The organism is Catenulispora yoronensis (assembly GCF_039531695.1).
GTDB classification, from domain to species: Bacteria; Actinomycetota; Actinomycetes; order Streptomycetales; family Catenulisporaceae; genus Catenulispora; species Catenulispora yoronensis.
In genome coordinates this window covers 17,359-42,908 of record NZ_BAAAQN010000063.1, presented here as the reverse complement: position 1 = coordinate 42,908, position 25,550 = coordinate 17,359, and the positions used below count along the sequence as shown (strand labels likewise).

The following is a 25,550-nucleotide window of genomic DNA, read 5'->3' as shown; positions in this document are numbered from 1 at the left end:
AGGGCGGACCAGGGCGGACCAGGGCGGACCAGCGGTGCGTTTCCGCGGGCCGTCCTCGCTCGTTGAACCCCCACATGCGACTGCCTCATTGGCCTCATCGACGGATCGACCCGGCCGCGGCCGCGGTGGCCGTGCTGGCGCTGGCGCTGCGGGTGCCGCTGCTGGTCGCGGCGCTGCCCGGGGTGGGGAACTCGGACGAGCCGCTGAACGTGGCGGTCGGGATGCGGATGGCGTCGGCCGGGACGCTCGATCCGCACAGCTACCGGTACCCCGGGCTGGTGTACGAGGTGGTCGCCGGCGTCGCCTCGGCGTTCCGGGCGGTCGGCGTCCACGTGTCCGCGCACGGGGCGATGCGGATCGAGAACCTCGGGATCGCGCACACCGACTCCCGGCTGCTGATGGTGGCGATCCGGCTGGTCGGGGCCGCCGCGTCGGTGGCGACGTGCCTCCTGGTGTGGGCGGCGGTGCGCGAGACGCTCAAGCGCGTCGGGGTGCCCGAGAGCTGGGGACGCGGCGCAGCGGCGCTCGCCGCGGCCACGGTCGCGGTGTCTCCGCTGGCGACGGCGAACAGTGCTTATGCGACGCCGGACGTATATGCGGGCTTCGCAGTAGCGCTGACGCTCTATGGAACTACACGTGTACTTGGCGAGGCGCGCTATGGAACGTTGCTGTGCGGCCTCGGCGTAGGACTTGCCTTAGGCGCCAAGTACTTAGCGGTCGCGGCGCTTCCCGTGGTTGTCGCATATGCGATGAGTCCGGGCCGGCGCAAAGATCTTCTCAAAGTCGCGGGCCTCGCCGCCGTCGTTTTCCTTGCCACGACCCCGGCGATCCTTGTGCACCCCGGCGCGGTCCTGGCCGGGATGGAAGCCGAGGCCATCCACTATGAGACCGGCCACGTCGGGGCCGAGGGCGGCGCGCCCCTGTACTACCTGAACGCCCTCTTCCGCGATCAACCGCTGTTGGTGGACGCCACCGGCGTCGCCGTTGTGGCCGTCTTCCGCACCCGGGGTCTGATTCGCAGAACGTTGATCGCGGGCCTCGCCTATGCGATTCCGCAGTTTCTCCTCCTGGCGGTGATGGCGGTGCGATTCGACCGCAATCTGGTGCCGCTCACCCCGGCTCTCGCAATCCTGGCCGGCATCGCCGTCCCGACCATGATTCCGCACCGCCACCGCCGCGCCGCCATCGCGATCACCGTGGCCGTCGCCCTCTTCCCGGCCGTCGCCGCCGCCCGCCTCTACCCCCGCCTCGACGAGCACGCCCGCGTCCAGGCCGCCGCCTGGGTCTCCCGCCACATCCCCGCCGACCAGCCGGTGGCCGTCGAGAGCTACGGCCCCTGGCTCGACCCGGCCCGCTTCCGCCTCGTCCCCCTGACCTTCGCCGCCGACCGCCCCACCGTCGAGGCCCGCGCCCTGATCCTCACCGAACACGCCGCCGGCCGCTTCCTCGCCGCCCCCGCCGACCACCCTCGACAGACCGCCGCCTACCGCGAGCTCCTGACCCGCTACCGCCTCGCCGCCCGCTTCACCGCCGGCTCGTGGATCGAGGTCTATGTGCCGCGGTGACGCGGTTGGATCACTCGTTCGGACGGTGCCGCAGGTGCGGGGGTTGTTTACGCTAGGCGTGACGACGTGAACGCAGGGAGGTGTGTCGGGTGAAGGCGGTCGAGGATCGCGATGTTCAGTGGATATTGCAGGCATTCCTGGAGCTGGAGGCGAATCTGCCGGAAGGCCTGCGGGCCGAACTCATCGATGGAGAGATCGTTTTGGTCCCTCCTGCCGATGGCACCCACGAAAACGTCGTCACTCGGATCAGCCGCCAGATCATGGCGAATTGCCCAGATATCGACATCTGGACCGGGAAGGGGATCGAGACGCCCCGTGGGCGCTTCATCCCCGATCTGGTCGCGGGTCCCGTGGGCTTCGTCATCGGGATGCCGTCCTGGGCCCCCGCCGACGGGTTCCACCTTGTCGTCGAGGTCACCTGCTCCCGGCCCGACGACGACCGGCACGCCAAACGCCTCGGCTACGCCGAGGCCGGGATCCCGCTCTACCTGCTGGTCGATCGCGAACGGGGCGACTGCGTGCTCCGCGCGGAGCCCGAGAACGGCGACTACCGCGCCGGCCACCGCGTCCCGATCGGCGAAGCCGTCCCGCTGCCCCAGCCCTTTGGATTCGCCCTCGTCACCGACAGCTTTCTCCGCTAGGCCCTTCCCGCATTAGCATTCCCGTGTGACAAATGAACGCCGCCCCCGAGTCGCGATGCTCGTCGCCAACGACGTCCGGCTGGACTCGCGGGTGCAGAAAGCCGCCTACAGCGCCGCGGAGGCCGGCTACGACGTCCTCCTGCTCGGGTACGAGCCGAGCCGCAAGGGGCGGCCGTCGCGGCCGGCGTTCATCGGTGCGGCGCAGGTGGTGCGCACCGGGCTGCACAACAAGTGGCAGATCGCGCAGTGGCCGTTGAAGGACGGCGGGGCGCCGTCGCTGCGGCTCATGCCGTTCCGGGCGCTGTCGTTCGCGTCGTCGATGGACTACAAGCTGCGGCGGCGGATCGTGCAGCGGATCAAGGAGCCCGGCACCGGGAACGGGAGCCCGAAGCACCGGGCCAAGGAGCTGCTGTGGAAGGCCTACTTCCGGGACGGTGACTGGCGGCGCACGGCGCGGCACCTGCTGTGGCTGGAAGCCAGCTGGGCGGCGCTGATCGAGGAGTTCGAGCCGGACATCGTCCACGCCCACGACATGCACACCCCGGGCATCGCGGTGCGGGTCGCCGAGCGGCTGGCCAAGCAGGGCAAGCGGCGGCCCAAGGTGCTGTACGACGCCCACGAGTTCGTGGCCGGGGTCTCCATGCCCGAGCAGCGGCGGCTGGCCTACGTCGGGCTGGAGGGCGAGTACGTCCGCGAGGCGGACGCCGTCATCACCGTGTCCCCGCTGCTCGCGCAGTGGCTCCAGGAGCGCTACCACCTGGCCGAGACGCCGGGGGTGGTGGCCAACGCCCCGATGCTGCACGTGCCGGGGGAGGAGCCCCGGGACGCGGCGGCCGGCCAGGCCGAGGCGCCGAGCCTGCGCCGGGCCTGCGGCCTGGCCGAGGGCGTGCCGCTGCTGGTCTACTCCGGCGCGGTCTCCCCGATGCGCGGCATCGCCACCATGGTCGAGGGCCTGCCGGAGCTGCCGGAGGTGCACGTGGCCGTGGTCCGCGGCGCCGACACCGAGTTCACCCGGGCCCTGGAGAAGCAGGCCGAGGACCTCGGCGTCCGGGACCGGCTGCACCTGGTCGGCTACGTCGCGCCGCACCTGGTCCCGCAGTACCTGGCCTCCGCCGACATCGGCGTGATCCCGATCCTGCACACCCCGAACCACGAGGTGGCGCTGATCACCAAGTACTACGAGTACATGCACGCCAAGCTGCCGATCGTGGTCTCCGACGTGCAGGCGATGGCCGACTTCACCCGGGATCTCGGCAACGGCGAGGTCTTCACCGCCGGCGACGCGCACGAGTACGCTCAGGCGGTCGCCAAGGTGCTCGCGGACCGGCCCGCCTACGCCGCCCGCTACACTGACGCCCTGCTCGCGGCCAACTCCTGGGAGGGCCAGGCGGAGGCGCTGAGCGCGGTGTACGCACGGCTGCTCGGCCGCGCGCCGGAACCGCGTACGGGGGTCCGGGCGTTCGGTGAGACGGACGGGCCGAGCGCTTAGGGTGTCAGGACGGGGGCTCTCGCCCGGGCGCCGAGCGCCGCGGCGATAGTGTGACCGATGTGATCAGCGACACCAGTTCGAAAGCACGACCCTGACCCCCCAACAGGTGCGATCTAGTAAGTGGAGTGTGAGCGTGGCGACCGCCACCAGTGAGACGGGCTCCGAGCAGGAGGCCCGGACGAGGACCCCCGAACCGCCGCGCCCGGCCGCCGAGCAGGTTCATGTCTTCGAGCCCTACCGTTACGCGCTCCCGAAGCTGGGGCCGTACTTCCGGGACGTGTGGGCCCGGCGCCAGTTCGCCACCCACATGGCCTCGTCGACCCTGAAGGGCCAGCACTTCGACAGCTTCTTCGGCCAGTTCTGGCTGGTGCTGAACCCGATGCTGCTGGCGCTGGTGTACTTCCTGCTGACCAGTGTGCTGGCCGGGCAGGGCGGCGGCATGAAGCACTTCGTCGGGCTGCTGACCGGCCTGTTCGCGTTCTTCTACACGCGGAACATCATCCAGTTCGCCAGCCAGTCGATCACCGGCGGCGGCAAGATGATCATCAACATGTCGTTCCCGAAGATGCTGCTGCCGCTGTCGACGACGTTCACGGCGATGCTGATGTACTTCCCGACGCTGCTGGTCTACGCGGTCTTCTACCTGACGGTGCACCGGTCGTTCAGCTGGAACATCCTGTGGGTGATCCCGATCTTCCTGATCCAGACCGTCTTCAGCTACGGCCTGGGCATGCTGTTCGCGGCCGTGACCCTGTACTTCCGGGACATGTCCACGCTGCTGCCGTACGTGCTGCGGATCTGGATGTACATCTCGCCGGTGCTGTTCTCCCTGAGCTACGTGAAGGACAAGGTGGCGAGCCACCAGCTGCCGCACTGGATCCTGTACTTCTACCAGTGGGACCCGTTCTCGCCGATCATCAACTCGTGGAACACCGTGCTGGTCGGCGACGGGCCGCGGCCCTTCACCTCCGGGGCGTCCTACGCCCCGCAGATCACCGAAATACTGGCCGGCACCGGCTGCGCGATCGTCGCTTTCCTGGTCGGCGCCTGGTACTTCATGTCGAGGGAGCGTGAGTTCGCTGTCCGCCTCTGAAACCGTCGAGACCACCGAGACCTCCGGTGCCGAGCAGCCCGCCGCGCCGGCCGCCGCGTCCGCCAAGGTGATCGACAAGAAGCAGGAGACCCGGCTGGCGATCAAGGTCGAGGACCTGCACCTGTACTACCGCACCAAGGCCGAGGCCAACCCGACCCTGAAGGCCGCGCTGATCCGCAAGGCCAAGCGCCAGAAGGTCGAGCAGAAGGTCATCAAGGCGGTCAACGGCGTCTCCTTCGAGGTGCCGCACGGCACGGTGCTGGGCGTCATCGGCCACAACGGCGCCGGCAAGTCCACCCTGCTGCGCGCGCTGTCCGGGATCCTGCCGCCCACCCAGGGCCGCGTGGAGGTCCGGGGCCGGGTGTCGACCCTGCTGGCCCTGGGCGTCGGCTTCAACCAGAACCTCACCGGCCGGGAGAACATCGTCCTGGGCGGCCTGGCCCAGGGCTGGTCCAAGGACCAGATCCGGGACAAGGAGAACGCGATCATCGACTTCGCGGACCTGGACTCGCTGTCCGACGGCGCGATGGACCGGCCGATGAAGACGTACTCCTCGGGCATGTACGCCCGCGTGGCCTTCGCGGTCGGCGTGCACATGGACCCGGACATCCTGCTGGTGGACGAGGCCCTGTCGGCCGGCGACGCCCGGTTCAAGGAGAAGGCCACCGAGAAGATGCTGGAGCTGTGCGAGAACGCCCGCACCATCGTGCTGGTCTCGCACGGTCTGGAGACCGTCCGCCACATGTCCAACCACTGCATCTGGATGGACCACGGCAACCTGGTGCAGAGCGGCGACCCGGACGAGGTCATCGACGCCTACATCGAGCGCCAGCGCCAGGACCGCGAGGCCGCCGACGCCAAGAAGCGGGCGCTGGAGGCCGCCGAGGCCAAGGAGGACCAGGCCGTGGCGGCGCGGGCCGAGCGGACCAAGGAGGCCCTGCACAAGGCCATCGGAGAGGACGTCTGACCGCCCGATGGCTGCCCAGCTCCCGGACCGCGGGATCGACGTCTCGATCATCACCGGTGGCCACGACGTCGCCGACGCCCGGCTGCACCGGCTGGCCGCCGCGCTGCGCCGGGCCGGCCTCGGCGTCGAGGTCGTCGGGCTCGGCGCCGCCGAGGCCGGACCGGTCGACTGCGCCGTGCGCGCGCTCGGCGCCCGCTCGGCCAAGAAGCGGCTCAAGGCCGACCTGACCCTGCCGTTCACGGCCCGCGGCAAGGTGCTGCTGACCGTCGACCCGGACATGGTGCCCGGCGCCACCCTGGCCCGCTGGTTCAAGGGCCGCAAAGTGGTGGCCGACGTCCACGAGGACTACCTGAAGCTGCTCAAGGACCGGGCCTGGGCCCGCGCCTCCTGGAAGAAGGCGGCGGCCACCACCCTGGTCCGGCTCTGCACCTTCTGGACCAAGCGGGCCAACATCACGGTGGTCGCCGACGACCACGTGCCGCCGCTGCGGAGCCGCAGCCGGATGGTCGTGAAGAACCTCCCGGACTTCTCCTTCCTGCCCGGCCCCAGCGAGCCCGACCACGAGGCGCCGCGCGCGATCTACATCGGCGACGTGCGGCGCTCCCGGGGCCTGCAGGCCATGCTGGCGGCGGTGGAGGGCACCTACACCTGGGAGCTCGACGTGGTCGGGCCGGTGCTGAACGCCGACGACCAGGCCTGGCTGGACACCTGGCGCGTTACCTCCTCGGAGCAGGTGCGCAACCGGATCCGGTTCCACGGGCGTCTGGATCCGCAGAAGGCCTGGGCGCTGGCCGACGGGGCGTGGGCCGGGCTCGTGCTCCTGGACGACACCCCGGCCTTCCGCGAGGCGGTGCCGAGCAAGCTGTACGAGTACCTGGCGGTCGGCCTGGCCGTGGTGGCGACCCCGCTGCCGCGGATGGCCGAACTGGTGAAGGAGTCCGGTGCGGGCGAGGTGGTGGCCGATCCGGCCGCCGCGTCGGTTACGCTGCGGCGGTGGTCGGAGCAGTACGACGAACTCCTGCAGGCGCGGCGCGGGGCCCGAGAGTGGGCCGCGGAGCACCTCACCGGGGCCTCGCCGTACGACACGCTCGCCGAGCGGGTCCGCGGGCTGGCCGGGTACCGGTCCGAACGGGCCTGACCCGGACCCCGAGCCGGCCATCGAGCCATCGAGCGCCGAACACCGAACCGAGCCGACGGTCCGGCGCCTGCGAACCAGGCGCGGCCGCATGAGCGATCCCGGAGAACCGAGAGTGACTGAACAGAAGCAGGGTAGCCGGGAAGGCGTGCGGATCCTGCCCAGCGCCGACGTGGACGACCGCGCCGAGATCGGCACCGGTACCAGCGTGTGGCACCTGGCCCAGGTGCGCGAGGGCGCGCGGATCGGGCGCAACGTCGTGATCGGCCGCGGGGCCTACATCGGCCCCGACGTCCCGGTCGGCGACAACTGCAAGATCCAGAACCACGCCCTGGTCTACGAGCCGGCGGTGCTGGAGCCCGGGGTCTTCGTCGGACCGGCCGTGGTGCTGACCAACGACCACTACCCGCGCGCGGTCAACGCCGACGGCACCCCCAAGTCCGCGCACGACTGGACGCCGGTCGGTGTCACGCTGCGCGAGGGCGCCGCGGTCGGCGCGCGCTCGGTGTGCGTGGCGCCGGTGACCGTCGGCCGCTGGGCCCTGGTCGCCGCCGGATCCGTGGTGACCAAGGACGTCCCGGACTTCGCCCTGGTGGCCGGGGTCCCGGCCCGGCGGATCCGCTGGGTGGGCAAGGCCGGCGCGCCGCTGGAGGACCGCGGCGAGGGCCTGTTCGTCTGCCCCAAGGACGGATCCGAGTACGTAGAGATCGACGGTGTTCTGAAGGAGAAGGCATGACGCTCCCGTTCGTTCCCCCGGCCCGGCCGGTGACCGGCGAGGATGAGATCGAGGCCGTGGTGCGCGTCATGCGGACCGGGCAGGTCGCCGCCGGGCCCGAGGTCGAGGCGTTCGAGGACGAGTTCTCGCGGCTGGTCGACGGCCTGCACTGCGTCGCGGTGAACTCCGGGACCTCGGCCCTGCACCTGTCGGTGCTGGCGCTGGGCGTCAAGCCCGGCGACGAGGTGATCATGCCCTCGTTCTCGTTCGCCGCGACCGCCAACTCGGTGGCCATCGTCGGGGCCGTGCCGGTCTTCGTCGACATCGAGCGCGACTCGTTCTGCGTCGACCCGGCCGCGATCGAGGCCGCGATCACCGAGCGCACCGTCGCGATCATGCCGGTGCACCTGTACGGGCACCCGGCCGCCATGGACGCGATCACCGCGATCGCCCGCAAGCACGGCCTGAAGGTGATCGAGGACTCGGCGCAGGCCGTCGGCGCCGCCCTGAACGGCAAGGCGATCAGCACCTTCGGCGACGCCGCGTGCATCAGCCTGTACCCGACCAAGAACATCCACTCCATCGAGGGCGGCATCGTCGTCACCCCCGACGCCGAGGTCGCCCGCCAGGTCCGCCTGCTGCGCAACCAGGGCATGGAGGAGCGCTACAAGAACGAGGTCATCGGCCTGAACAACCGGCTGTCCAGCGTGCACGCCGCGGTCGGCCGGGTGCAGCTGGGCAAGCTGGCCGGCTGGACCAAGCAGCGCCAGGAGAACGCGCGCTACCTCGACGCGCACCTGCGCGGCGTCGTCGTGCCGCCGGTCGCCCCGGGCGTCGAGCACGTCTACCACCAGTACACCGTCCGGGTCGGCGCGGAGGTCGAGGGCGGCCGCGACGGCCTGGCCGCGCGCCTGGCCGAGCGCGGCGTCGGCTCCGGCATGTACTACCCGATCCCGATCCACCGCCTGCCCTCCTTCCAGCGCCCCGATGTGCGCTCCCGGGTCTCCGGCGAGCTGGTCGAGACCGAGAAGGCGGCCGCCGAGGCGTTGTCGCTGCCGGTCATGCCCACCCTGACCCAGGAGGACCTGGAGCGGGTCGTCGCCGGGGTGAACGCGCTGTGAGCGGCGGCAACGGGGGCAACGGGGGCAAGCTGCGCGCCGGGCTGATCGGCCTGGGCATGATGGGCCGGCACCACGCCCGGGTCCTGGGCTCGCTGGACGGCGTCGAGCTGGTCGCGGTCGCCGACCCGGGCGGCGACGCGCACGGGGTGGCCAACGGCCGCCCGGTGCTGCGGGACGTCCAGGAGCTGATCGCGGTCGGCATCGACTTCGCGGTCGTCGCGGTGCCCACGGTGTTCCACACCGAGATCGGCCTGGCGCTGGCCGAGGCCGGCGTGCACGCCCTCATCGAGAAGCCTTTAGCTCCCGATGTGGACTCCGCCACGCGGCTCGCCGAGACCTTCGAGCGGGCCGGCCTGGTCGGCGCCGTCGGGCACATCGAGCGGTTCAACCCCTCGCTCCAGGAGCTGCGCAAGCGGCTGGAGCAGGGCGAGCTGGGCGAGGTGTTCCAGGTCGTCACGAGGCGGCAGGGCCCGTTCCCGAACCGGATCGCCGATGTCGGCGTGGTGAAGGACCTGGCGACCCACGACATCGACTCCACGGCGTGGGTGACCCGGCAGCCGTACACCTCGATCTCGGCGCACACCGCCTACCGGTCGGGACGCGAGCACGAGGACCTGATCGCGATGACCGGCCGCCTCGGCGACGGCACCGTGGTCAACCACCTGGTGAACTGGCTGTCCCCGATGAAGGAGCGGGTCACGATCGTCACCGGCGAGAAGGGCTGCTTCGTCGCCGACACCCTCACCGCCGACCTCACCTTCTACGCCAACGCCTCGGCGCCGACGATCCACACCTGGGAGGCGATGCAGGCCTTCCGCGGAGTGTCCGAGGGCGACATGGTGCGCTTCGCCATCGCCAAGCCGGAGCCGCTGCGCACCGAGCTGGAGGCGTTCCGGGACGCGGTCCTGGACGTCGACGGCGGCCGGGACCGGGTGGTCAGCATGCGGCAGGGCCTGCAGGTCGTGCGGGTGGCCGAGGCCGCCCTGACCTCGGCGGCCAAGGGCGCGACCGTCGAACTGTAACGGTATGTGAGCACGCTGTTACGGTGTTTGGGGCCCTCGCTCCGGGATAACCTGGGGCGGAGGCCCTTACGCATTCCTTACCCCGGTTTGACGCCCTTCACGAAACTCTAAGGGTCCTCACGGACACTGATCTCTCCACTCGGGACGAGTCCGTACAGTGCCTGATGAAAGGGGCTGGATCCTTGGAGAACGAGCAGCCTCCTCCTCACGTCAGCGTCGTGTTGCCGTGTTATAACGAGGAAGCCCATGTCTTGTTGGAGATCCGGCGCATTTGCGCCGCTCTCGACGCCGCTGGTTACCCGTACGAGGTACTGGCCATCGACGACGCGTCGACCGACGGGACGTTGGAGGTGCTGCGCAAGGCCGAGATCGACTTCCCCAACGTGAAGGTCGTGGCCTTCACGCGCAACGGCGGAGCCGGCACTGTCCGCCGGATCGGGTCGAAGATGGCCGCCGGGGACATCGTGGTGTGGACCGACGCCGACATGTCCTACCCGAACGAGCGGATCCCCGAGCTGGTGGAGATGCTCGACTTCGACGCCTCGATAGACCAGGTGGTCGGCGCGCGCAAGGCCGAGATGGGTTCGCACCGGCTGCTGCGGATCCCGGCGAAGTGGGTGATCCGCAAGATCGCCGAGAAGCTCACCAACCAGAAGATCCCGGACCTGAACTCCGGTCTGCGCGCGATGCGCCGCGAGGTCGCGCTGCCCTATCTGCGGCTGCTGCCCCCCGGCTTCTCCTGCGTCACCACGATCACGCTGGCGTTCATGTCGAACCAGAAGAACGTGGTCTACACGCCGATCGACTACGCCAAGCGGGCCGGCAAGTCCAAGTTCAAGTTCGTCAAGGACGCCTACCGGTACATCCTGCAGGTGCTGCGGATGGTGATGTACTTCAATCCGCTCAAGGTCCTGATGCCGCCGGCCCTGTGGCTGGTCGGGATCGGCGTGGTGAAGGCGGTCTTCGACCTGGCCACCCACCCCTTCCGGTTCGCTCAGAACACCGCGCTGCTGCTGCTCAGCGGCTTGATCATCGCATCGATGGCATTGCTGGCCGACCTCATCGTGCGCTCCCGGCCCGAGTGAGCGCCCGCGGGTGGGGCGCGCGGCTGGTCACGGCGTGCGCCGTGCTGGCCGTCCTCTACCTGGCGGTCGGGGGCATCGCCGGGCAGCTGGCCGGACGCACCGTGCTGGCGGACACCGACTACATGGTGCGCTACGGCGCCTACGCCAACGCCGGGTTCGCCGAGTCCCAGAGCAAGAACCTGATGCAGTCCGACGTCTACAGCTCGGAGATCCCGGCGGAGTACCTGTTCGCCAAGGGGGTGAAGTCCGGGCAGCTGTCGGCCTGGGACCCCTACATCGTCGGCGGCACCCCGCTGGGCGGGATCACGAACAACGCGCTGGCCTCGCCGGTCACCGCCCCGTTCTACCTGCTGCCGGCCTGGCTGGCCCCGGCCTACGAGCGGCTGGCCGAGGTGGTCGTCGGCCTGGTCGGGCTCTACCTGTTCCTACGGCGGCTGAAGCTGTCGCCGCCGGCCGCGCTGCTCGGCGGGATGGCCTACGTCTCCGGCGCCTACATGGTGGCCTGGCAGGGCTGGCCGCAGACCCGGGTCGGGGCGTTCGTACCGCTGGTGTTCTGGGCCGTCGAGCGGTTCCTGCAGCGGCGCCGGATCCGGGACGTGGCGGTGCTCGCCCTGACCGTCGGAGCGCTGCTGCTCGGCGGCTTCCCCTCGGTCGAGGGCTACGCGCTGCTGACCGCCGGCGTCTACGCGCTGGTGCGGACCCGCCGGCTCGGTGAGCTGGCCGGGCTGGCCACCGGCGTGGCGGCCGGCATCGGGCTGGCGATGTTCCAGCTGCTGCCGTTCGCGCGGTTCTACTCCTCGTGGCTGATCGAGGGGCGCGGGCAGACCGGCGTCGACCACCTGAACCCGGCGTCGTTCCTGACGTCGTTCGCGCCGTGGGCGTTCGGCGGGGTGGCCTCGGACGGCTCGCAGCTGTGGATCCTGGACCAGAACGCCGTGGAGTCGCTGTCCTATGTCGGGGCGGCGGTGCTGGTGCTCGTTCTGGTCGCGGTGCTGGCCCTGCGCCGCGGGCGGGCGATCCTGCCGCGCGGGGTGTGGGTGTTCTTCCTCGCCGCCACGGCGGTGTGGATGCTGCTGGTGTACCGCGGCGGATGGCTGCTGGGCGGGCTTCAGGACGTGCCGGTGCTGAGATCGCTGTTCGCGGCGAACTTCATCGGGCGGGCGCGGGCCGTCACCGGGCTGCTGCTGGCGTGTCTGGCGGCGGTCGGATTCGAAGTAGTGCTGCGGCGGCGGTCGGAGACCGTCGCGCAGGACTGGAACGCCACGCAGTACCGCAATACCGTGCCGATCCGATGGCTGCGCCGTCCGGCGGTGCGGCGGTGGGCCGACCCGGTGTGGGCGGCCTGCGTGCTGCTGTTCGTGGTCGTCATGGCCTGGCGGCTGCTCGCGCAGGGCCGCCGGATCGCCGTGTCCAACGGCAACTCGCGGGTCAACGGCACCGGCTCGGCCGTCGGGACCTTCGACGCCGAGATCGGCAAGGGGCTGCTGCTCATCGCGCTGGCCGCGGTGCTGGTCGGCGTGCTCTGGCTGGCGGTCCGCTACGGAGCGGCGATCAAGCGGGCCGGCGCCGTGCGCTCGCTGGCGGCGTGCGGTGTGCTGGTGATGGTCGCGGTGGAGGGGACTTCCTTCATCGGGACCTACACGCCCGGCTCCGACCGGGCGACCTTCTACCCGATCACCGACACCCAGCAGTTCCTGGCCGCGAACCTCGGCAGCTCCCGCTACGCGAGCACCTCCGAGGCGTCGGTGCTGGGCACCGACTCGGTCTACGGCCTGCGCGCGCTCAACGGGCACTCGTTCCTGAACTCGGCGTTCGCCACCCTGGTGCAGGGCGTCCCCGGCAACCCGGTCCCGGCCCCGACCCGGCTCCAGTTCAGCGCGGACACCGCGCAGGCGACGAGCCCGATCCTGGACCGGCTGGGCGTCGCGTACTTCACCGCCGCGCCCAACGAGGCGGTGTTCGGCACCCGCGTGGACGCCGTCAGCGACGGGACGTCCCTGCTGCTCCAGCCCAATGTGCCCACGCAGGTGGCGCTGCCGATCGGCGACGACGTCCGGGCCCTGGGGCTGATCCCGTCCGGTTCCGCCGACGACGTGTTCGCCTACGCGCCCAAGTCGGCGAACGACTGGATCGAGGTCTCGGTCAGCGACGGATCGGGGGTCGCCACCTCCACCAAGCGGCTGACCACCGGGATCAGGACCGGCGTCGAGTTCGACGTGCCGGTGGCCCTGGACTCCGCCGCCGCGCACGGTCCCCGAGTGGCCACCATCACGCTGCACACGGCCAAGACGAAGCCGCTGGCGGTCCGGGCCGACGCCGGCGCGGTGGCGCTGGCGACGGTCGTGGACCCGGGCGACGGGCTGCGGCTGGTGTACGCCGGATCGTCGGTGATCTACCAGCGCCTCAACGCGCTGCCGCGGATCCGCTGGGCGTCCTCGGCGGTGGTGGTGCCGAACACCGCGCAGCGGGTGCAGCTGCTGGCCTCCGGAACACTGGACGACTCGACGGTCGTGCTGAACAGCGGGACCCCGCTGACCGGCCCGGCCGATCCGTCGGCCTCCGGCACGGCCTCGCTGACGACGCTGGCCGACGGCACCGACTCGATAGGGGTGACGCTGAACACCACGGCCCCGGGCTACCTGGTGGTGGCGGACTCCGACCAGGTCGGCTGGTCGGCGTCGGTGGACGGGACCAAGGCCCGGCTGGTGCCCGCCGACCAGGGGCTGGTGGCCGTGCTGGTGCCGGCCGGGACGCACACCGTCACGCTGCGGTACTCCTCGCCGGACGGAGGGCTCGGGGCCTACGCGAGCGCCGCCACGGCGTTCGGGCTCGCGGGCGGGGTCGGCGTGGAGACCTGGTACGCGCGGCGGGGACGGACCGTGACCTGGGAGTTCATCGTGTTGCGCGGGCGTTCCAAGAGCGCTGTGGCGGCGGGGCCGCCGGGGCCCGGACCGGGCGCCGAGGTGGAGGCCGACCTGGCGCGGCGAGCGCTGGAGCGCGATGTCGGCGGGGGCGATGGCGGTGGCGACGGTGGGGGCAGCGGGGGAGTTCTGGAGGACGCCGGTGTGTGAGGCGGCTCGGGACGCGGTGGCCGTCGGCTGTGACTGTGGCCGGGGCTGTGGTCGCAGCCACAGCCACAGTTACGGCTACGGCCATGGCCGCGGCGGTCGAGCCGGGCCGGGCCGCTCGGGCGGGTCCCGGCCGTGAGGGGCGGCGGGACCGAGCGAACCGGCCGGTGCGGCCGGTCACTTCCGTCCGGTCGCCCCGGCCAGTTTGGCGAGCAGCGGCTGGACGACTCGTTCGGGCGTGAAGCGCTCGTGCGCGGCCCGGGTGGCGGCCTCTCGCAGGCGGCGGAGCTGCTCGCGGTCGTCGGCCAGTTCCCTGAGCACCGCCGCGAGCGCTTCCGGGTCGCCCGGCGGGACGTAGCGGACGGCCTCCCCGAGCGCGTGGCGCTGGGGCGGGGTGTCCGAAGTGACCACCGCGCAACCGGCCGCCGCGCCCTGATAGACCTTGTTGGGAACCACGCGCAGGGCCTTCTGGCTGGTGCCGAAGATGCCGAGGCAGACGTCGTGCTCCGCCACGAGAGCGGGCAGCTCGGCGGCCGGGACCCAGTCGAGCCAGGTGACGTCGGCCGCGTCCCCGGCGTTGCCGACCGTGGCGGCCTTGTCCTGGCCGTCGCCGATCATCGTGACCGCCACCGGGGCGTCGGCGAGGCGGGCGATGGCGGTGCCGATCGTCGTGGCGCCTTGCAGCGGTGTGAACAGGCCGTAGAAGACGACCCGCAGAGGCTCCGGCCCCGGTTCCTCGGCCTGGCCGTGCTTGAACCACGCCTCCGGCGCCCCCACGGGGACGACCACGGCCCGGGCGCGGAACCGGGCGGGCAGCGCTTCCCGGTGCTCCTCGGTGTCGACCACGACGATCCGCGCGGCGCCGAGCGCGGCGGCGTCGACGGCCCGCAGCACCGGCTTCCACAACCCCCGGCCCAGCTGGCGGTCCCGGGCGGTGTCGGCGGCGCCGACGAGATGGTCCAGCACCACCCGGCGCCGGCCGAACAGCAGCCGCGCCAGGTGCACGTCGAAGTGCCCCAGGTAACCGACCACCACCACGTCCGGTCGCGGCCCGCGCAGCGCGCCCCGAACCAGCCGCACCCAGCACCGTGCCAGCCGCACTCCGAGCGCGGGCGCTCGCCAGGGCTGGGCCAGTATGCGGACGCGCGCGGCTGTGTCGAAACCGAGCGGCGCGTTACACTCGCGGACCTCAAGACCCGCAGCGCGCAAACCCTCGGCGATGACTTCCACGCGAGGGTGGGTAGCCACATCGTAAGTGCCGAAGATCAGGACTCGCATGTTCAGCCACAGTAGCGGCTCACGCCTTCCCCGACGTGCAGGGGCGGATTCTGGGGCTGGTGCCGGGAATCCGGCCGGGCCGGACGGGGCTGGTGCGTCGGACGGGGCTGCCGGTCCGGACGGGGCGATTACGCCGATCGAAGCGGCGGAGGCCGCCGAACCGGTGGTTTCCGAGTCGCGGAGGCCTTCGGTGCCGGATGATGATCCGGTGCTGGATTTCACCGACGGGGCCACCATCGAGCTCGCTGTTCCGCCGCCGGGCCGACCGGTGTCCGGCCTGGACGCGGGCGGCGCGGACGGCGTGGATCTGACCGGCACGGGCGGCGCGGGCGTGACTGGCTCGGACACGACCGGCGCGGCCACGACCGGCGCGACCACCGGGCCGGCCTCGGACGCCGACGCCGACGCCGTCCTCGCGCCCACCACCACGGGCCGCGGCCAACTGGCCAGGCTCGGCTTCCTCGCGCTCACGCTCGCGGCCGGCATCTATGCCGTGGTGCGCCAGTGGGCGCGGGTCCGGGCCGGGTTCGAGGAGCTGGGCCCGCTGCCGCTGGCCGCCGCCCTGGTGCCGGCGCTCGGGACGATCACGGCGATGATGCTCGCGTGGCGCGGTCTGTTGGGAGCGCTCGGATCGCCGCTGGCGGTGCGCCCCGCGGCGCGTGTCTTCTTCGTGAGCCAGCTCGGCAAATACCTTCCGGGCTCGGTGTGGCCGGTCGTCGCGCAGATGCAGCTGGGGCGCGCGCACCGGATTCCGCGGGCGCGCAGTGCCGCGGCCGCCGCGTTGGCGATGCTGGTCTCGCTGGCGACCGCGTTGCTGGTGGCGGCGGCGACGCTGCCGATCGCCGGGGGCGCCGGCGGCGGGTACCTGTGGGCGTTCGCCGTGGTGCCGGTGCTGCTGGCCGGGTTGCATCCGAGAGTGGCGAACCCGTTGCTGCGCACGCTGTTCCGGCTCACGCGCCGGCCGCCGATCGAGCCGCTGACCGGTGCCACGCTGGTGCGGACGGCGGCGCGGGGCTTCGCGGGCTGGGTGGCCGCCGGGCTGCACATCTGGGTCCTGGCCGTGGCGCTGGGGGCGCCGGCGTGGCACACGTTGCTGTTGGCGATCGGTGGCTACGCCTTCGCCTGGAGCGTCGGGTTCATCATCGTCTTCGCGCCGGCCGGAGCCGGGGTCCGCGAGCTGATTCTCGTCGCCGCGCTTCAGCCGGTGCTGGATCCGGGGAAGGCGACGGTGGTGGCGCTGGCTTCCCGGCTGGTGACGATCGTCGCCGATCTGGTCGCGGCGGGAATCTGCGCGCGGGAGGAGCGAGGCGGAGGCGTGCTGACCGCCGCCGCCCCGGGCCCGACCCGGATCTAGGACTCTTGGCTCCGGGACTGCTTGCTTCAGGACTCCGTAGCTTCAGGACTCCGTAGCTCTAGGACTCCTTCGGCGGCAACGGCGGCATCCGGAAAGCCTTGCGCACCACCGGATTCCGCTTCACCGCCAACTCCGTCGCCGCCATCCGCCAGCGCACGTAGCCCTTCTTGGAGTACCGCCACTCCCGCTTGTGCCGGGCCCAGTCCACCTTGCGCGGCTCCGGAACGGCCCCCAGCCGCTCCGACGCCAGAGCCTGGTACTTCTCCTGCAACGACTTCCGCAGCGCCGCGTCCTCGGCGTCCTTGTTGACGCTGCTGATGTTCGCGTCGTGGCGTCGGTACAAGAACGTCGGCTGGCGCGAGTACACGAACTTGCGACCGTCGATCAGCAGAGTCGCCCACACCGGGTACAGCATCTGGGCCAGCAGCGCCGGATCCAGTTCCACGGACTGGATCAGCTCGGTGCGGACGAAGGCTCCGTCGTTGACGTCGATGCGGCCGATCAGCAGGTCCCCGAGATGGGCGGCGCGGCGGCGCTTCGCGTGCTGGCGGTTCAGCTGCCCGTCGGTGATGTAGTACGAGGCCGCGCTGACGTCGGCGCCTTGGCGCATGTTGCGCAGATGGAGCGCGATGTGCGCCGGGAGCATGATGTCGTCGTCGCCGAAGATGGTCAGATAGCGGGAGCGCGCCAGGGAGACGCCAAGAGCGATGGCCGCGCCGGGGTCTTTGCGGCCGTCGTGGACCTCGACCCGTTCGTAGTCCACGGTCACCGCGGTTCCGGCGGCTTTCGCCTCGGCGCCGAGGCGGTTCACCAGTTCGCGCGTGGAATCCGTCGGGGAGGCGTCGTCCACGACCAGAACGCGGACCGTGGCGCCGAGGCGGTCGGAGGCCGCCCGCGCGGACGTGACGATCGAGTCCACCGTCTGCTTCAACAGGTCCGGGCGCTCCCGGGTCGGGACGATGACGGTGAGTTCAAGGTCGGTCACGGTACTCCTCAGCAAGTAGACGGCATAAGGGTATTTGAAACTGGGCCGGGTACGCTTGCGTCCTGCTACGTGTAGGAAGCCGATAGCCGAACCTGGAGTCCCGAGCACTGTGAAGATCAGCGTCATTGGAATGGGCAAGATCGGCCTGCCGCTGGCCGTGCAGTTCGCCTCGAAGGGCCACCAGGTCTACGGCGTCGACGTGATGCCGCGGGTGATCGATCAGATCAACGCCGGGGTCGAGCCGTTCCCGGGCGAGGCCGAGCTGGACGTGCGGCTGCCCGAGGTGGTCAAGGCCGGCCTGCTCACCGCGACCCTGGACGGGGTCGCCGCCGTGGCGGACAGCGACGCGGTCGTGGTCGTGGTGCCGGTCGTGGTCGACGAGGAGGCGGTCCCGGACTTCCGGGCCATGGACGCCGCCACCCAGACCATCGCCGCCGGCCTGAAGGAGGCCGCGGCCGAGGGCCGGACCGGCATCCTGCTGAGCTACGAGACCACGCTGCCGGTGCACACCACCCGTGAGCGCTTCCTGCCCGCGCTGGAGGCCGCCTCCGGCCTGAACGCCGGCCGCGACTTCCTGCTGTGCCACAGCCCCGAGCGGGTCTACACCGGCCGGATCTTCGCCGACCTCCGCAAGTACCCGAAGCTGGTCGGCGGGATCGACGCGGACTCGGCGGCGGCCGCGGTCCGCTTCTACGAGGAGACGCTGGACTTCGACGAGCGTCCGGATCTGAAGCGCGGCAACGGCGTGTGGGACCTGGGCTCGGCGGAGGCCGCCGAACTGGCCAAGCTGGCCGAGACCACGTACCGGGACGTCAACATCGGCCTGGCCAACCAGTTCGCGCGGTTCGCCGACCGGACCGGCATCGACATCTTCCAGGTCATCGAGGCCTCCAACAGCCAGCCGTTCAGCCACATCCACCAGCCCGGCCCGGCGGTCGGCGGCCACTGCATCCCGGTCTACCCGCGCTTCTACCTGTTCAACGACCCCGACGCCACCATCGTGCGCGCGGCCCGCGAGTCGAACCTGGCGCAGCCGGTCTACCTGGTCGGCCTGCTGGAGGGCCTGCTCGGCGGCGGCCTGGCCGGCCGCAAGGTGCTGGTGCTCGGCGCGGCCTACCGCGGCGGCGGCGTGAAGGAGACCGCGTTCTCCGGCGTCTACGGCCTGGTGTCGGCGCTCGCGGCCAACGGCGCCGAGCCGTACGTGTCGGACCCGCTGTACACCGCCGAGGAGCTCGGCGCGCTCGGCCTGCCGGCCTACGAGCCCGGCACCGAGGTCGAGGGCGTCATCGTGCACACCGAGCACAAGCAGTACTGGGAGCTGTCGGCCGACGAGTTCCCCGGTGTCAGGGTCCTGGTCGACGGCCGCAACGTCACCGACCCGGCCAAGTGGGACGGTGTCGTGCGCAAGGTGCTCGGCGTAGCCTGATCCGGATCGGCCCGCACGGGCCGGACCGGGAGGGGGCGGGCATGGCGATCCGGGCGATCATCCTGGACATCGGCGGGGTGCTGGAGCACAACCCGAGCCTGGGCTTCGACGTGAAGTGGGAGCCCGAGTTCGGGGCCGGCTGGCCGGACCGGGTCGGCGCCGTCATCGAGGCCGGCGTGATCGGCGCCATCACGCTGGAGCAGGTCCACCAACAGGCGGCCGCCGCCCTCGGGGTGTCGGTGGACCGGTTCGAGGCGTACATGGACGACGCCTGGATCGAGTACGTCGGCAGCTACAACGCCGAGGTGGCCGAGTACTGGAGCGCCCGCCGCGCCGAGGGCTATGTCACCGCCATCATCAGCAACAGCTTCGTCGGCGCGCGCGAACGCGAAGAAGCCGCGCACCGCTTCAGCGAGCTGACCGACATCCTCGTGTACTCGCACGAGGTCGGGCTGCAGAAGCCGGACCCCGCCATCTACGAGCTCTGCCTGGAGCGCCTCGGGATGCGCCCCGAGGAGACGGTGTTCGTGGACGACCACGAGCCCAACTGCGAGGCGGCCCGGGCCCTCGGCATGGCCGTCGTCCACTTCCGGGACACCGAGCAGGCCCTTCGCGAACTCGACGAAATACTTCGCGAGAACCGATGACTTCGCGGGCCTGAGATCGTCTATACAGGCATGAGTGAGCTCAAGCCCCTGCGCGTGAAGAACCTGTCCCTGCCCAAATACGACCTCGCGGTGCTGGACTGGGAGGACGTCGAGGCGGCCGTCGCCGCGGCGGTGGCCGGTCCGGGCCGGCCCTGGTTCCTGACCACCGTCAATCCCGACGGCTCGCCGCACACCACCGGCTTCGGCCACCTGTGGCTGGACGGCGCCGTCCACTTCACGACCGATCCCGGTGTCCGCAAGACCCGCAACCTGGTGGCCGATCCGAGGTGCAGCGTCGCCGCCCCGGTCACCGGCTTCGACGTCACCTTCGACGGCGAGGCGCGCCGCGTCACGGACCCGGCCGTGGTGACCGAGGTGGCCGCCCGCTACGCCGCCCTGGGCTGGCCCGCCGTCGCCGAGGGCGACGTGGTCACCGCGCCGTTCAGCGCGCCGAGCGCCGGACCGGGCCCGTGGCAGGTGTACCGGATCGACCTGCTCGCCGCGGTCGCGCTGAAGAACGACGGCACCGAGGGCGGCGCGACGAAGTGGTGGTTCCGTTAACCGGACCGGTTCGGGGACATGCCGCGCTGACCGGGTCGCTGACCGGGCGCTAACCGGCGGTGGTCTGCTGGCCCTGCTTCGCCGACAGCGCCAGCACGTCCACCGGCACCGTCCGGTCCTGCCGCATGGCGTCGAACAGCTCCTGCGCCTTGGGCGCCAGCTGCACCCGGTTCGGGTCCGGCTGGTACCACTCCCACGGCACGGTCAGGTAGGTGATGTTCTGCCGCGGCACCTGCTTCAGGTCCGAGGCGAAGTCGGCCAGCGCGTTCAGCGAGCCCAGGCCGGGGTCGGTGGTGAGCGCCTTGGTGGCGGCGTCCAGGACCTTGTAGAGCTTCTTGGGGTCGTCCAGGGTGCCGTTGGTGTTCAGGGTGTCCAGGGCGGCGTTCAGGAACTGCTGCTGGCGGCTCATCCGGCCGATGTCCGAGCCGTCGCCGAGATTGTGCCGGGCCCGGACGAAGGCCAGGGCCTGCTCGCCGTTCACGACCGTGGTGCCGGCGGGCAGGTTCAGGTGCGAGTCCGGGTCGTCGACCGCCTTGTCCAGGGTGACCGGGACGCCGCCCATGGCGTCGACGATGTTCTTGAACCCGGTGAAGTCCACCACCAGCACGTGGTCGATGGTCAGGCCGCTGACCGCCTCCACGGTCCGCACGGTGCAGGCCGCGCCGCCGGTGGAGTAGGCGGAGTTGAACATGGCCAGCTGCGTGGTGGAGACTCCGCCGCCGGTCTTGGTGCAGGAGGGCACCTGGACCATCGTGTCGCGCGGTATCGAGGCCACCGTGGCGCTTTTCCGGTCGGCGGCGACGTGCAGCAGCATCGTGGTGTCCGAGCGGGCGCCGGAGTTCTTGTCGCCGTACTGGCCGTTGTCGCCGTCGCGCGAGTCCGAGCCGATCAGCAGCACGTTCATCGCGTCGTGCTGGGTCCCGGTCGCCAAGGTGCCGCCGCCGGCGGCGACGCCGGTCCCGGACTCGGTGTGGATGTCGACCGTCTTGATGTTGCTGTTCAGGTTGTTGTACGCGGTCCACAGGCCCACGGCGCCGGCGACGGCGAGGACCGACAGGGAGGTCGCGGAGATGGCGACGACGCGGCGGCGGGTCATGAAGCCGCGGTCGGCGGGGCTCGCGTGACGGCGGGAGCGGCGGGAGCCTGGGGCGCCGCTTTCGCGGGCGGCCGGGCCGGAGGTCTGGTCGTCCATGATGAGACGACACTATGTCATCTTCGTATTAATCTCGTCTTAAATGTCCGCGTTGTGTGACAGGTGTGCGAACAGCCGGTCACAGTGCTCCGAGGGAGCGCTGCGACCGGCTGTCCGATGACCGGCGGTGGGCGGTCGGACCCGCTGCGTAGTGCGGCGGGCCGATCAGTAGCCGTTGGTGATGCCCGAGCAGATGTCCTGGTCGGCGGTCCGGGAGTTGGCCGCGATGTCCGAGGGCAGCGGCGCGCCCGGGGTGGAGCCGCCGCTCGGGCTGCCGGAGGCGGTGCCGGACCCGCTGCTGGAGACGCTGCCGGGCTTCGGGTGCGAGGTGGCGTAGTCGTCGCCCAGGGTCAGGACCAGCTGGGTGCCGCGGCCGCCGCCCTCGACCTTCGCCCCGGGGAACAGGGTGGCCAGCTGGCGGGCCGCCGCCTCCTGCTTGGCGGTGGCGTAGACGATCGTGGTGACCGTGCTGTGCGCCGGCACGGTGTGGCTGACCACCGCGTTGTAGCCCTGGGCCTGCAGCGAGGTGGTGGCGTCGGTGGCCAGGCCCTGGGCCGTGGTGCTGTTCAGCACCCGCACCGAGATGGTGGCCGGGGAGATCGACGGCGCCGGCGGGGCCTGGGTGGTCGGCGCGGCGCTGCTCGGCGCGGCCGGCGCGGTGGTCGGGGTGGCCGTGCCGGCGTTGCCGGCGGCGTCGGAGCCGTCGAGCAGGGTGTCGCTCTTGAGGTGGTCCCAGATCACCTGGGCGGCGGCCTTGTCCATGTCGACCCGGCCGTCCTGGGTCCGGTAGTGGCCGGGCAGCGTCATGAACTGGATGTGCGCCGGGTTGATGCCCTTCATCGACGAGGCGAAGTTCATCAGGTCGTTCAGGGTGCCCAGGTCCTTGTCGAAGGTGGCGTACTTCAGGGCGTCGTTGAAGATGGAGCTGAGCGTGGTCGGGTCGTTCAGGACGCCGTCGCTCTCCATCTTCTTGATCATCGAGCCCAGGAACGCCTGCTGGCGCCGGGTGCGGCCGATGTCCGAGCCGTCGCCGAGGCCCTCGCGCTCGCGGACGTAGTCCAGGGCCGTCTGGCCGCGCACGACCTGGATGCCCTTCTTCAGCGAGATGTGGTCGCCGTTGACGTTGTTCACGTCCTTGGGCACGCACACCTGCACGCCGCCGATGTCGTCGGTGAGCTTGGCGAACGCCGAGAAGCCGACCACGATCGTGTGGTCGACGCGGATCCCGGACATCGCCTCTATGGTGTTGATCTCGCAGGCCACGTTGCCCTGCGGGGTGTTGCCCACGGCGAAGGCCGCGTTGAACTGGCTGGTCTGGACCCCGGTGTGGCCCTTGGCCTTGTTGTTCGGGTCCAGCTGGCACGACGGGATCTGCACCATCATGTCGCGCGGGATCGAGATCCCGACCGCGTGCTGGTGGTCGGCGTAGACGTGCAGCAGGATCGAGGTGTCCGAGCGGGCGCCGTCGCCGGTCTTGCCGCCGCCGAAGGCATTGTTGCCGTTGTCCCGGCTGTCCGAGCCCACCAGCAGGATGTTCTCCGGGCGCTGGCCCTGGGCGTTGACCTGGGCCTCGGCCGGCCGGTTGTCGGCCAGACCGGTGTCGCTGAAGGTGTTGATGCTGCCGTTGAAGTGCTGGTAGGTGAACGCGCCGGTGCCGATCACGGTGAGCACCAGCGAGGCCGCGGACACGCCGATCACGCCCCGCGGCGCCAGCCACCCGCTCCGTCCGGCCGGTATCGACGCGCCGCGCCCGGTGCGTCCGCCGCGGCCGGCCGGTCCGCCGGTCCGGCCCGGACCGCCGGGGCCCCCGGGACCGCCCGATCCGCCCGAACCGCTTGGGCCGCTTGGGCCGCTCTGGCCGGGCACCGACGAGCCGCTCCGCGCGCCGCGCCGCGGCTCCCGCGCCGGGGCGTCGTCGAACTCGTACGCGTCGCTGTACCCGGACGCCGGCTGGCCGCCCTGCCGCCCCGCGTACCACGCGTCGTCGGATTGCCGGGCCGCCCGCTCCCACGGGGCCGGCTCGGCGTTGCGCTCGCCTGCCACAGAATCTCCTCACACCGGGGCCCGCGGGTTGCTGGGCCCGAGTCGCGACCGCGGTCCCTCCCGTGCGACGACCTTAGTCGACCGAGAGGACGCCGAGAGTGCCCTCGGCGGTTCCGCCTGCGCCGCCACCTCCTTGCCCCAGAGAGGTGACGCGTGCGTTCACCTTCTCCGCGGCCATCCGTCCCGGCAGGCGCGCCGGGTCGACGTTCCGGCACAGTACCAAGGAAGCGCCGGCCGCGAGCTCGGAGGTCAGCGCCGCCCGGATCTCCGGCCGCGAGGCGAAGCCGCAGCCAGCCAGGACCCGGCTGCCGGGGCCGAGGTTCCAGCGGGCCGCCGCCTCGACCGCGTCCCGCGCCAGTTCCGCCTGGGTCCAGGTCTTGCCGTCGGCGATCAGCGCCGGGACGTCCGGGCCGACCGGGGTGTAGGCGGCGAAGGAGTCCGGCTGCGCCGGCGCCACCGCCGCGTAGTCGGTGAAGCCCGCCGGCACCTGCTGGAACGGCGCGCCCAGCGGCCGCAGCGCCAGCGCGATCCGCTCGCCGCGGCAGGCCAGCGCGTCGTCGAGCCGGTCCGGCCCGGCGACCACGGCCGCCGCCCGCTCCACCGCCGCCGGATCCTCCCCGACGCTGGCCGCCACGCCGGCGATCCAGCAGGCCAGCAGCCAGATCGGGGTCTGCCAGTGGGTCGGCAGCAGGACCGCGATCTCCTCGCCCGGGGCCAGCGCCAGCTCGTCCTGGATCAGGTTCGCCGTCTTGGCCACCCAGTTGTCCGTCGTGGCGTACGACAGCTCCACGCGTTCGCCGGTGTGGTCGTCGTAATACGTCAGGAACGGTCGGGAAGGGCCCTGTGCGAGCGCGGCGCGCCACAGGTCCGGGAAACTACTGTTCGCTGCGGTCACGCCGAGAGGATACGGGGGAAACAGCTTGCTGTTGTGCAACCGGCCCGTCGGCGACCGTTTATGCTGGCCCGCACGGCCGTGCGCCGGTGGACGCGGCCGGGCGGCAGGCACCGACGCGGGCAGCGGACGGCCCGCGGAATGAGATTGAGGGGAACGAAGAGTGACCGAGGCGATCCTTCTGGTGGGGGGCAAGGGCACCCGCCTGCGCCCGCTGACGGTCCGCACCCCCAAGCCCATGCTGCCGGTCGCCGGGGTCCCGTTCCTCACCCACCAGCTGGTCCGGGCCAAGGACGCCGGGGTGCACCGCGTGGTGTTCGCCACCGCCTACCGGGCCGAGGTCTTCGAGGAGTACTTCGGCGACGGCGCCGAGCTGGGCCTGGAGCTGGAGTACGTCACCGAGGAGGTGCCGCTGGACACCGCCGGCGCCATCCGCAACGTGGCCGACAAACTCACCAGCGCCCCGGACGAGCCGGTCCTGGTCTTCAACGGCGACATCCTCTCCGGCGTGGACATCCGCGCGCTGGTGGACGCGCACCGGGCCCGCGGCGCCGACGTCACCCTGCACCTGTCCCGGGTCACCGACCCGCGGCCGTTCGGCCTGGTGCCGACCGACGCGCAGGGCTGGGTGACGGCGTTCCTGGAGAAGCCGCAGCGGCCCGAGGACATCGTCACCGACCAGATCAACGCCGGCTGCTACGTCTTCCAGCGCTCCCGGATCGACGAGATCCCCACCGGCCGCCGGGTCTCGGTGGAGCGCGAGACCTTCCCCGGCCTGCTGGCCTCCGGGGCCAAGGTGCTCGGTGTCGTCGAGCAGTCCTACTGGCTGGACCTCGGGACCCCGACCGCGTTCGCCAAGGGCTCGGCGGACCTGGTGATGGGCCGCGTGACCTCCTCCGCGGTGCCCGGCCCGGAGGCGCGCGAGTACCCGGAGGCGCTGGTCCTGGCCGGGGCCGAGATCGCGCCGGACGCCGTGGTCGACGCCGGCACCACGGTCGGCTCCGGCGCCGTGGTCCGGGCCGGCGCCCGGGTCAGCGCCTCGGTCGTGGACTCCGGCGCGGTGATCGGCGCCGGAGCGCGGGTGTCCGGCTCGATCGTGGGCGCCGGCGCCCAGGTCGGCGCCGGCACGGTCCTGGACGGCGTCGTGGTCGGCGACGGCGCGGTGATCGGCGCCGAGAACGAGCTGCTCGCCGGCGCGCGGGTGTGGTGCGGCGCGGTCGTCCCGGACAAGGCGATCCGGTTCTCCAGCGACGAATAGCGGTGGACTGGCA

Annotated in this window: 21 protein-coding genes; 16 read left to right on the top strand and 5 right to left on the bottom strand. The window is 71.5% G+C overall.

Features of this window, described 5'->3' with window-relative positions; all coding sequences use genetic code 11:
* Window positions 1-74 precede the first annotated feature (74 nt).
* The 11 genes from ABD481_RS37300 (at window position 75) to ABD481_RS37250 (ending at window position 13,904) form a co-directional block, all read left to right on the top strand.
* Window positions 75-1,565 carry a glycosyltransferase family 39 protein gene (locus tag ABD481_RS37300; protein WP_344670582.1) on the top strand — a complete coding sequence of 497 codons (1,491 nt, stop codon included), beginning with the start codon at window positions 75-77 and terminating at the stop codon, window positions 1,563-1,565.
* Window positions 1,566-1,654: 89 nt separating this feature from the next.
* On the top strand, window positions 1,655-2,206 hold the full coding sequence (locus tag ABD481_RS37295; protein ID WP_344670581.1) for a Uma2 family endonuclease: 552 nt from the start codon (window positions 1,655-1,657) through the stop codon (window positions 2,204-2,206).
* A 25-nt stretch (window positions 2,207-2,231) separates the two neighbouring features.
* Complete coding sequence (locus ABD481_RS37290) at window positions 2,232-3,695, top strand: glycosyltransferase family 4 protein (protein ID WP_344670580.1); 1,464 nt, start codon at window positions 2,232-2,234, stop codon at window positions 3,693-3,695.
* 133 nt (window positions 3,696-3,828) lie between these two features.
* Window positions 3,829-4,788: an ABC transporter permease gene (locus tag ABD481_RS37285; RefSeq protein WP_344670579.1), complete on the top strand. Its 960-nt coding sequence runs from the start codon at window positions 3,829-3,831 to the stop codon at window positions 4,786-4,788.
* Window positions 4,766-5,755, top strand: coding sequence for an ABC transporter ATP-binding protein (locus ABD481_RS37280; protein ID WP_344670578.1), 990 nt, complete (start codon window positions 4,766-4,768; stop codon window positions 5,753-5,755). Before ABD481_RS37285 ends, ABD481_RS37280 begins: the two co-directional genes overlap by 23 nt.
* Window positions 5,756-5,762: 7 nt before the next feature.
* Complete coding sequence (locus ABD481_RS37275) at window positions 5,763-6,893, top strand: glycosyltransferase (protein WP_344670577.1); 1,131 nt, start codon at window positions 5,763-5,765, stop codon at window positions 6,891-6,893.
* Between the two features lie 112 nt (window positions 6,894-7,005).
* Window positions 7,006-7,626 (top strand): acyltransferase, encoded by a 621-nt coding sequence (locus ABD481_RS37270; protein ID WP_425559385.1) that lies wholly within the window; start codon window positions 7,006-7,008, stop codon window positions 7,624-7,626.
* Window positions 7,623-8,726, top strand: coding sequence for a DegT/DnrJ/EryC1/StrS family aminotransferase (locus ABD481_RS37265; protein WP_344670575.1), 1,104 nt, complete (start codon window positions 7,623-7,625; stop codon window positions 8,724-8,726). The genes ABD481_RS37270 and ABD481_RS37265 overlap by 4 nt, the downstream gene beginning before the upstream one ends.
* Window positions 8,723-9,748: a Gfo/Idh/MocA family oxidoreductase gene (locus ABD481_RS37260; RefSeq protein WP_344670574.1), complete on the top strand. Its 1,026-nt coding sequence runs from the start codon at window positions 8,723-8,725 to the stop codon at window positions 9,746-9,748. Before ABD481_RS37265 ends, ABD481_RS37260 begins: the two co-directional genes overlap by 4 nt.
* 164 nt (window positions 9,749-9,912) lie before the next feature.
* Window positions 9,913-10,833 carry a glycosyltransferase family 2 protein gene (locus tag ABD481_RS37255; RefSeq protein ID WP_344670573.1) on the top strand — a complete coding sequence of 307 codons (921 nt, stop codon included), beginning with the start codon at window positions 9,913-9,915 and terminating at the stop codon, window positions 10,831-10,833.
* Window positions 10,830-13,904 carry a hypothetical protein gene (locus ABD481_RS37250; protein ID WP_344670572.1) on the top strand — a complete coding sequence of 1,025 codons (3,075 nt, stop codon included), beginning with the start codon at window positions 10,830-10,832 and terminating at the stop codon, window positions 13,902-13,904. Before ABD481_RS37255 ends, ABD481_RS37250 begins: the two co-directional genes overlap by 4 nt.
* 174 nt (window positions 13,905-14,078) lie before the next feature.
* Here the strand turns inward: ABD481_RS37250 and ABD481_RS37245 are convergent, their stop codons facing one another.
* Window positions 14,079-14,981, bottom strand: coding sequence for a glycosyltransferase family 4 protein (locus tag ABD481_RS37245; protein ID WP_344670571.1), 903 nt, complete (start codon window positions 14,979-14,981; stop codon window positions 14,079-14,081).
* A 406-nt stretch (window positions 14,982-15,387) separates the two neighbouring features.
* Here ABD481_RS37245 and ABD481_RS37240 point away from each other — a divergent pair, with 406 nt between their 5' ends.
* Window positions 15,388-16,533 (top strand): lysylphosphatidylglycerol synthase domain-containing protein, encoded by a 1,146-nt coding sequence (locus ABD481_RS37240; protein WP_344670570.1) that lies wholly within the window; start codon window positions 15,388-15,390, stop codon window positions 16,531-16,533.
* Window positions 16,534-16,591: 58 nt separating this feature from the next.
* Here the strand turns inward: ABD481_RS37240 and ABD481_RS37235 are convergent, their stop codons facing one another.
* Complete coding sequence (locus tag ABD481_RS37235) at window positions 16,592-17,518, bottom strand: glycosyltransferase family 2 protein (protein WP_344670569.1); 927 nt, start codon at window positions 17,516-17,518, stop codon at window positions 16,592-16,594.
* Window positions 17,519-17,627: 109 nt separating this feature from the next.
* Here ABD481_RS37235 and ABD481_RS37230 point away from each other — a divergent pair, with 109 nt between their 5' ends.
* The 3 genes from ABD481_RS37230 to ABD481_RS37220 are packed head-to-tail and all read left to right on the top strand — an operon-like array spanning window position 17,628 to window position 20,152.
* The gene (locus ABD481_RS37230) at window positions 17,628-18,944 is read left to right on the top strand and encodes a nucleotide sugar dehydrogenase (protein WP_344670568.1); all 1,317 of its coding nucleotides are present in this window, start codon (window positions 17,628-17,630) and stop codon (window positions 18,942-18,944) included.
* A 41-nt stretch (window positions 18,945-18,985) separates the two neighbouring features.
* Entirely contained in the window at window positions 18,986-19,591 is a 606-nt protein-coding gene (locus tag ABD481_RS37225) for an HAD family hydrolase (protein WP_344670567.1), read from the top strand.
* Between the two features lie 30 nt (window positions 19,592-19,621).
* On the top strand, window positions 19,622-20,152 hold the full coding sequence (locus ABD481_RS37220; RefSeq protein WP_344670566.1) for a pyridoxamine 5'-phosphate oxidase family protein: 531 nt from the start codon (window positions 19,622-19,624) through the stop codon (window positions 20,150-20,152).
* 49 nt (window positions 20,153-20,201) lie between these two features.
* Here the strand turns inward: ABD481_RS37220 and ABD481_RS37215 are convergent, their stop codons facing one another.
* The 3 genes from ABD481_RS37215 to ABD481_RS37205 form a co-directional block, all read right to left on the bottom strand.
* Entirely contained in the window at window positions 20,202-21,344 is a 1,143-nt protein-coding gene (locus ABD481_RS37215; RefSeq protein ID WP_344670565.1) for an LCP family protein, read from the bottom strand.
* 165 nt (window positions 21,345-21,509) lie between these two features.
* Entirely contained in the window at window positions 21,510-23,387 is a 1,878-nt protein-coding gene (locus ABD481_RS37210; protein ID WP_344670564.1) for an LCP family protein, read from the bottom strand.
* 73 nt (window positions 23,388-23,460) lie between these two features.
* Window positions 23,461-24,282 (bottom strand): TIGR03089 family protein, encoded by an 822-nt coding sequence (locus tag ABD481_RS37205; RefSeq protein ID WP_344670563.1) that lies wholly within the window; start codon window positions 24,280-24,282, stop codon window positions 23,461-23,463.
* A gap of 160 nt (window positions 24,283-24,442) precedes the next feature.
* On the opposite strand from ABD481_RS37205, the gene manB reads away from it, so the two are divergent.
* On the top strand, window positions 24,443-25,537 hold the full coding sequence (gene manB, locus ABD481_RS37200) for a mannose-1-phosphate guanylyltransferase (RefSeq protein ID WP_344670562.1): 1,095 nt from the start codon (window positions 24,443-24,445) through the stop codon (window positions 25,535-25,537).
* Window positions 25,538-25,550: the final 13 nt, after the last annotated feature.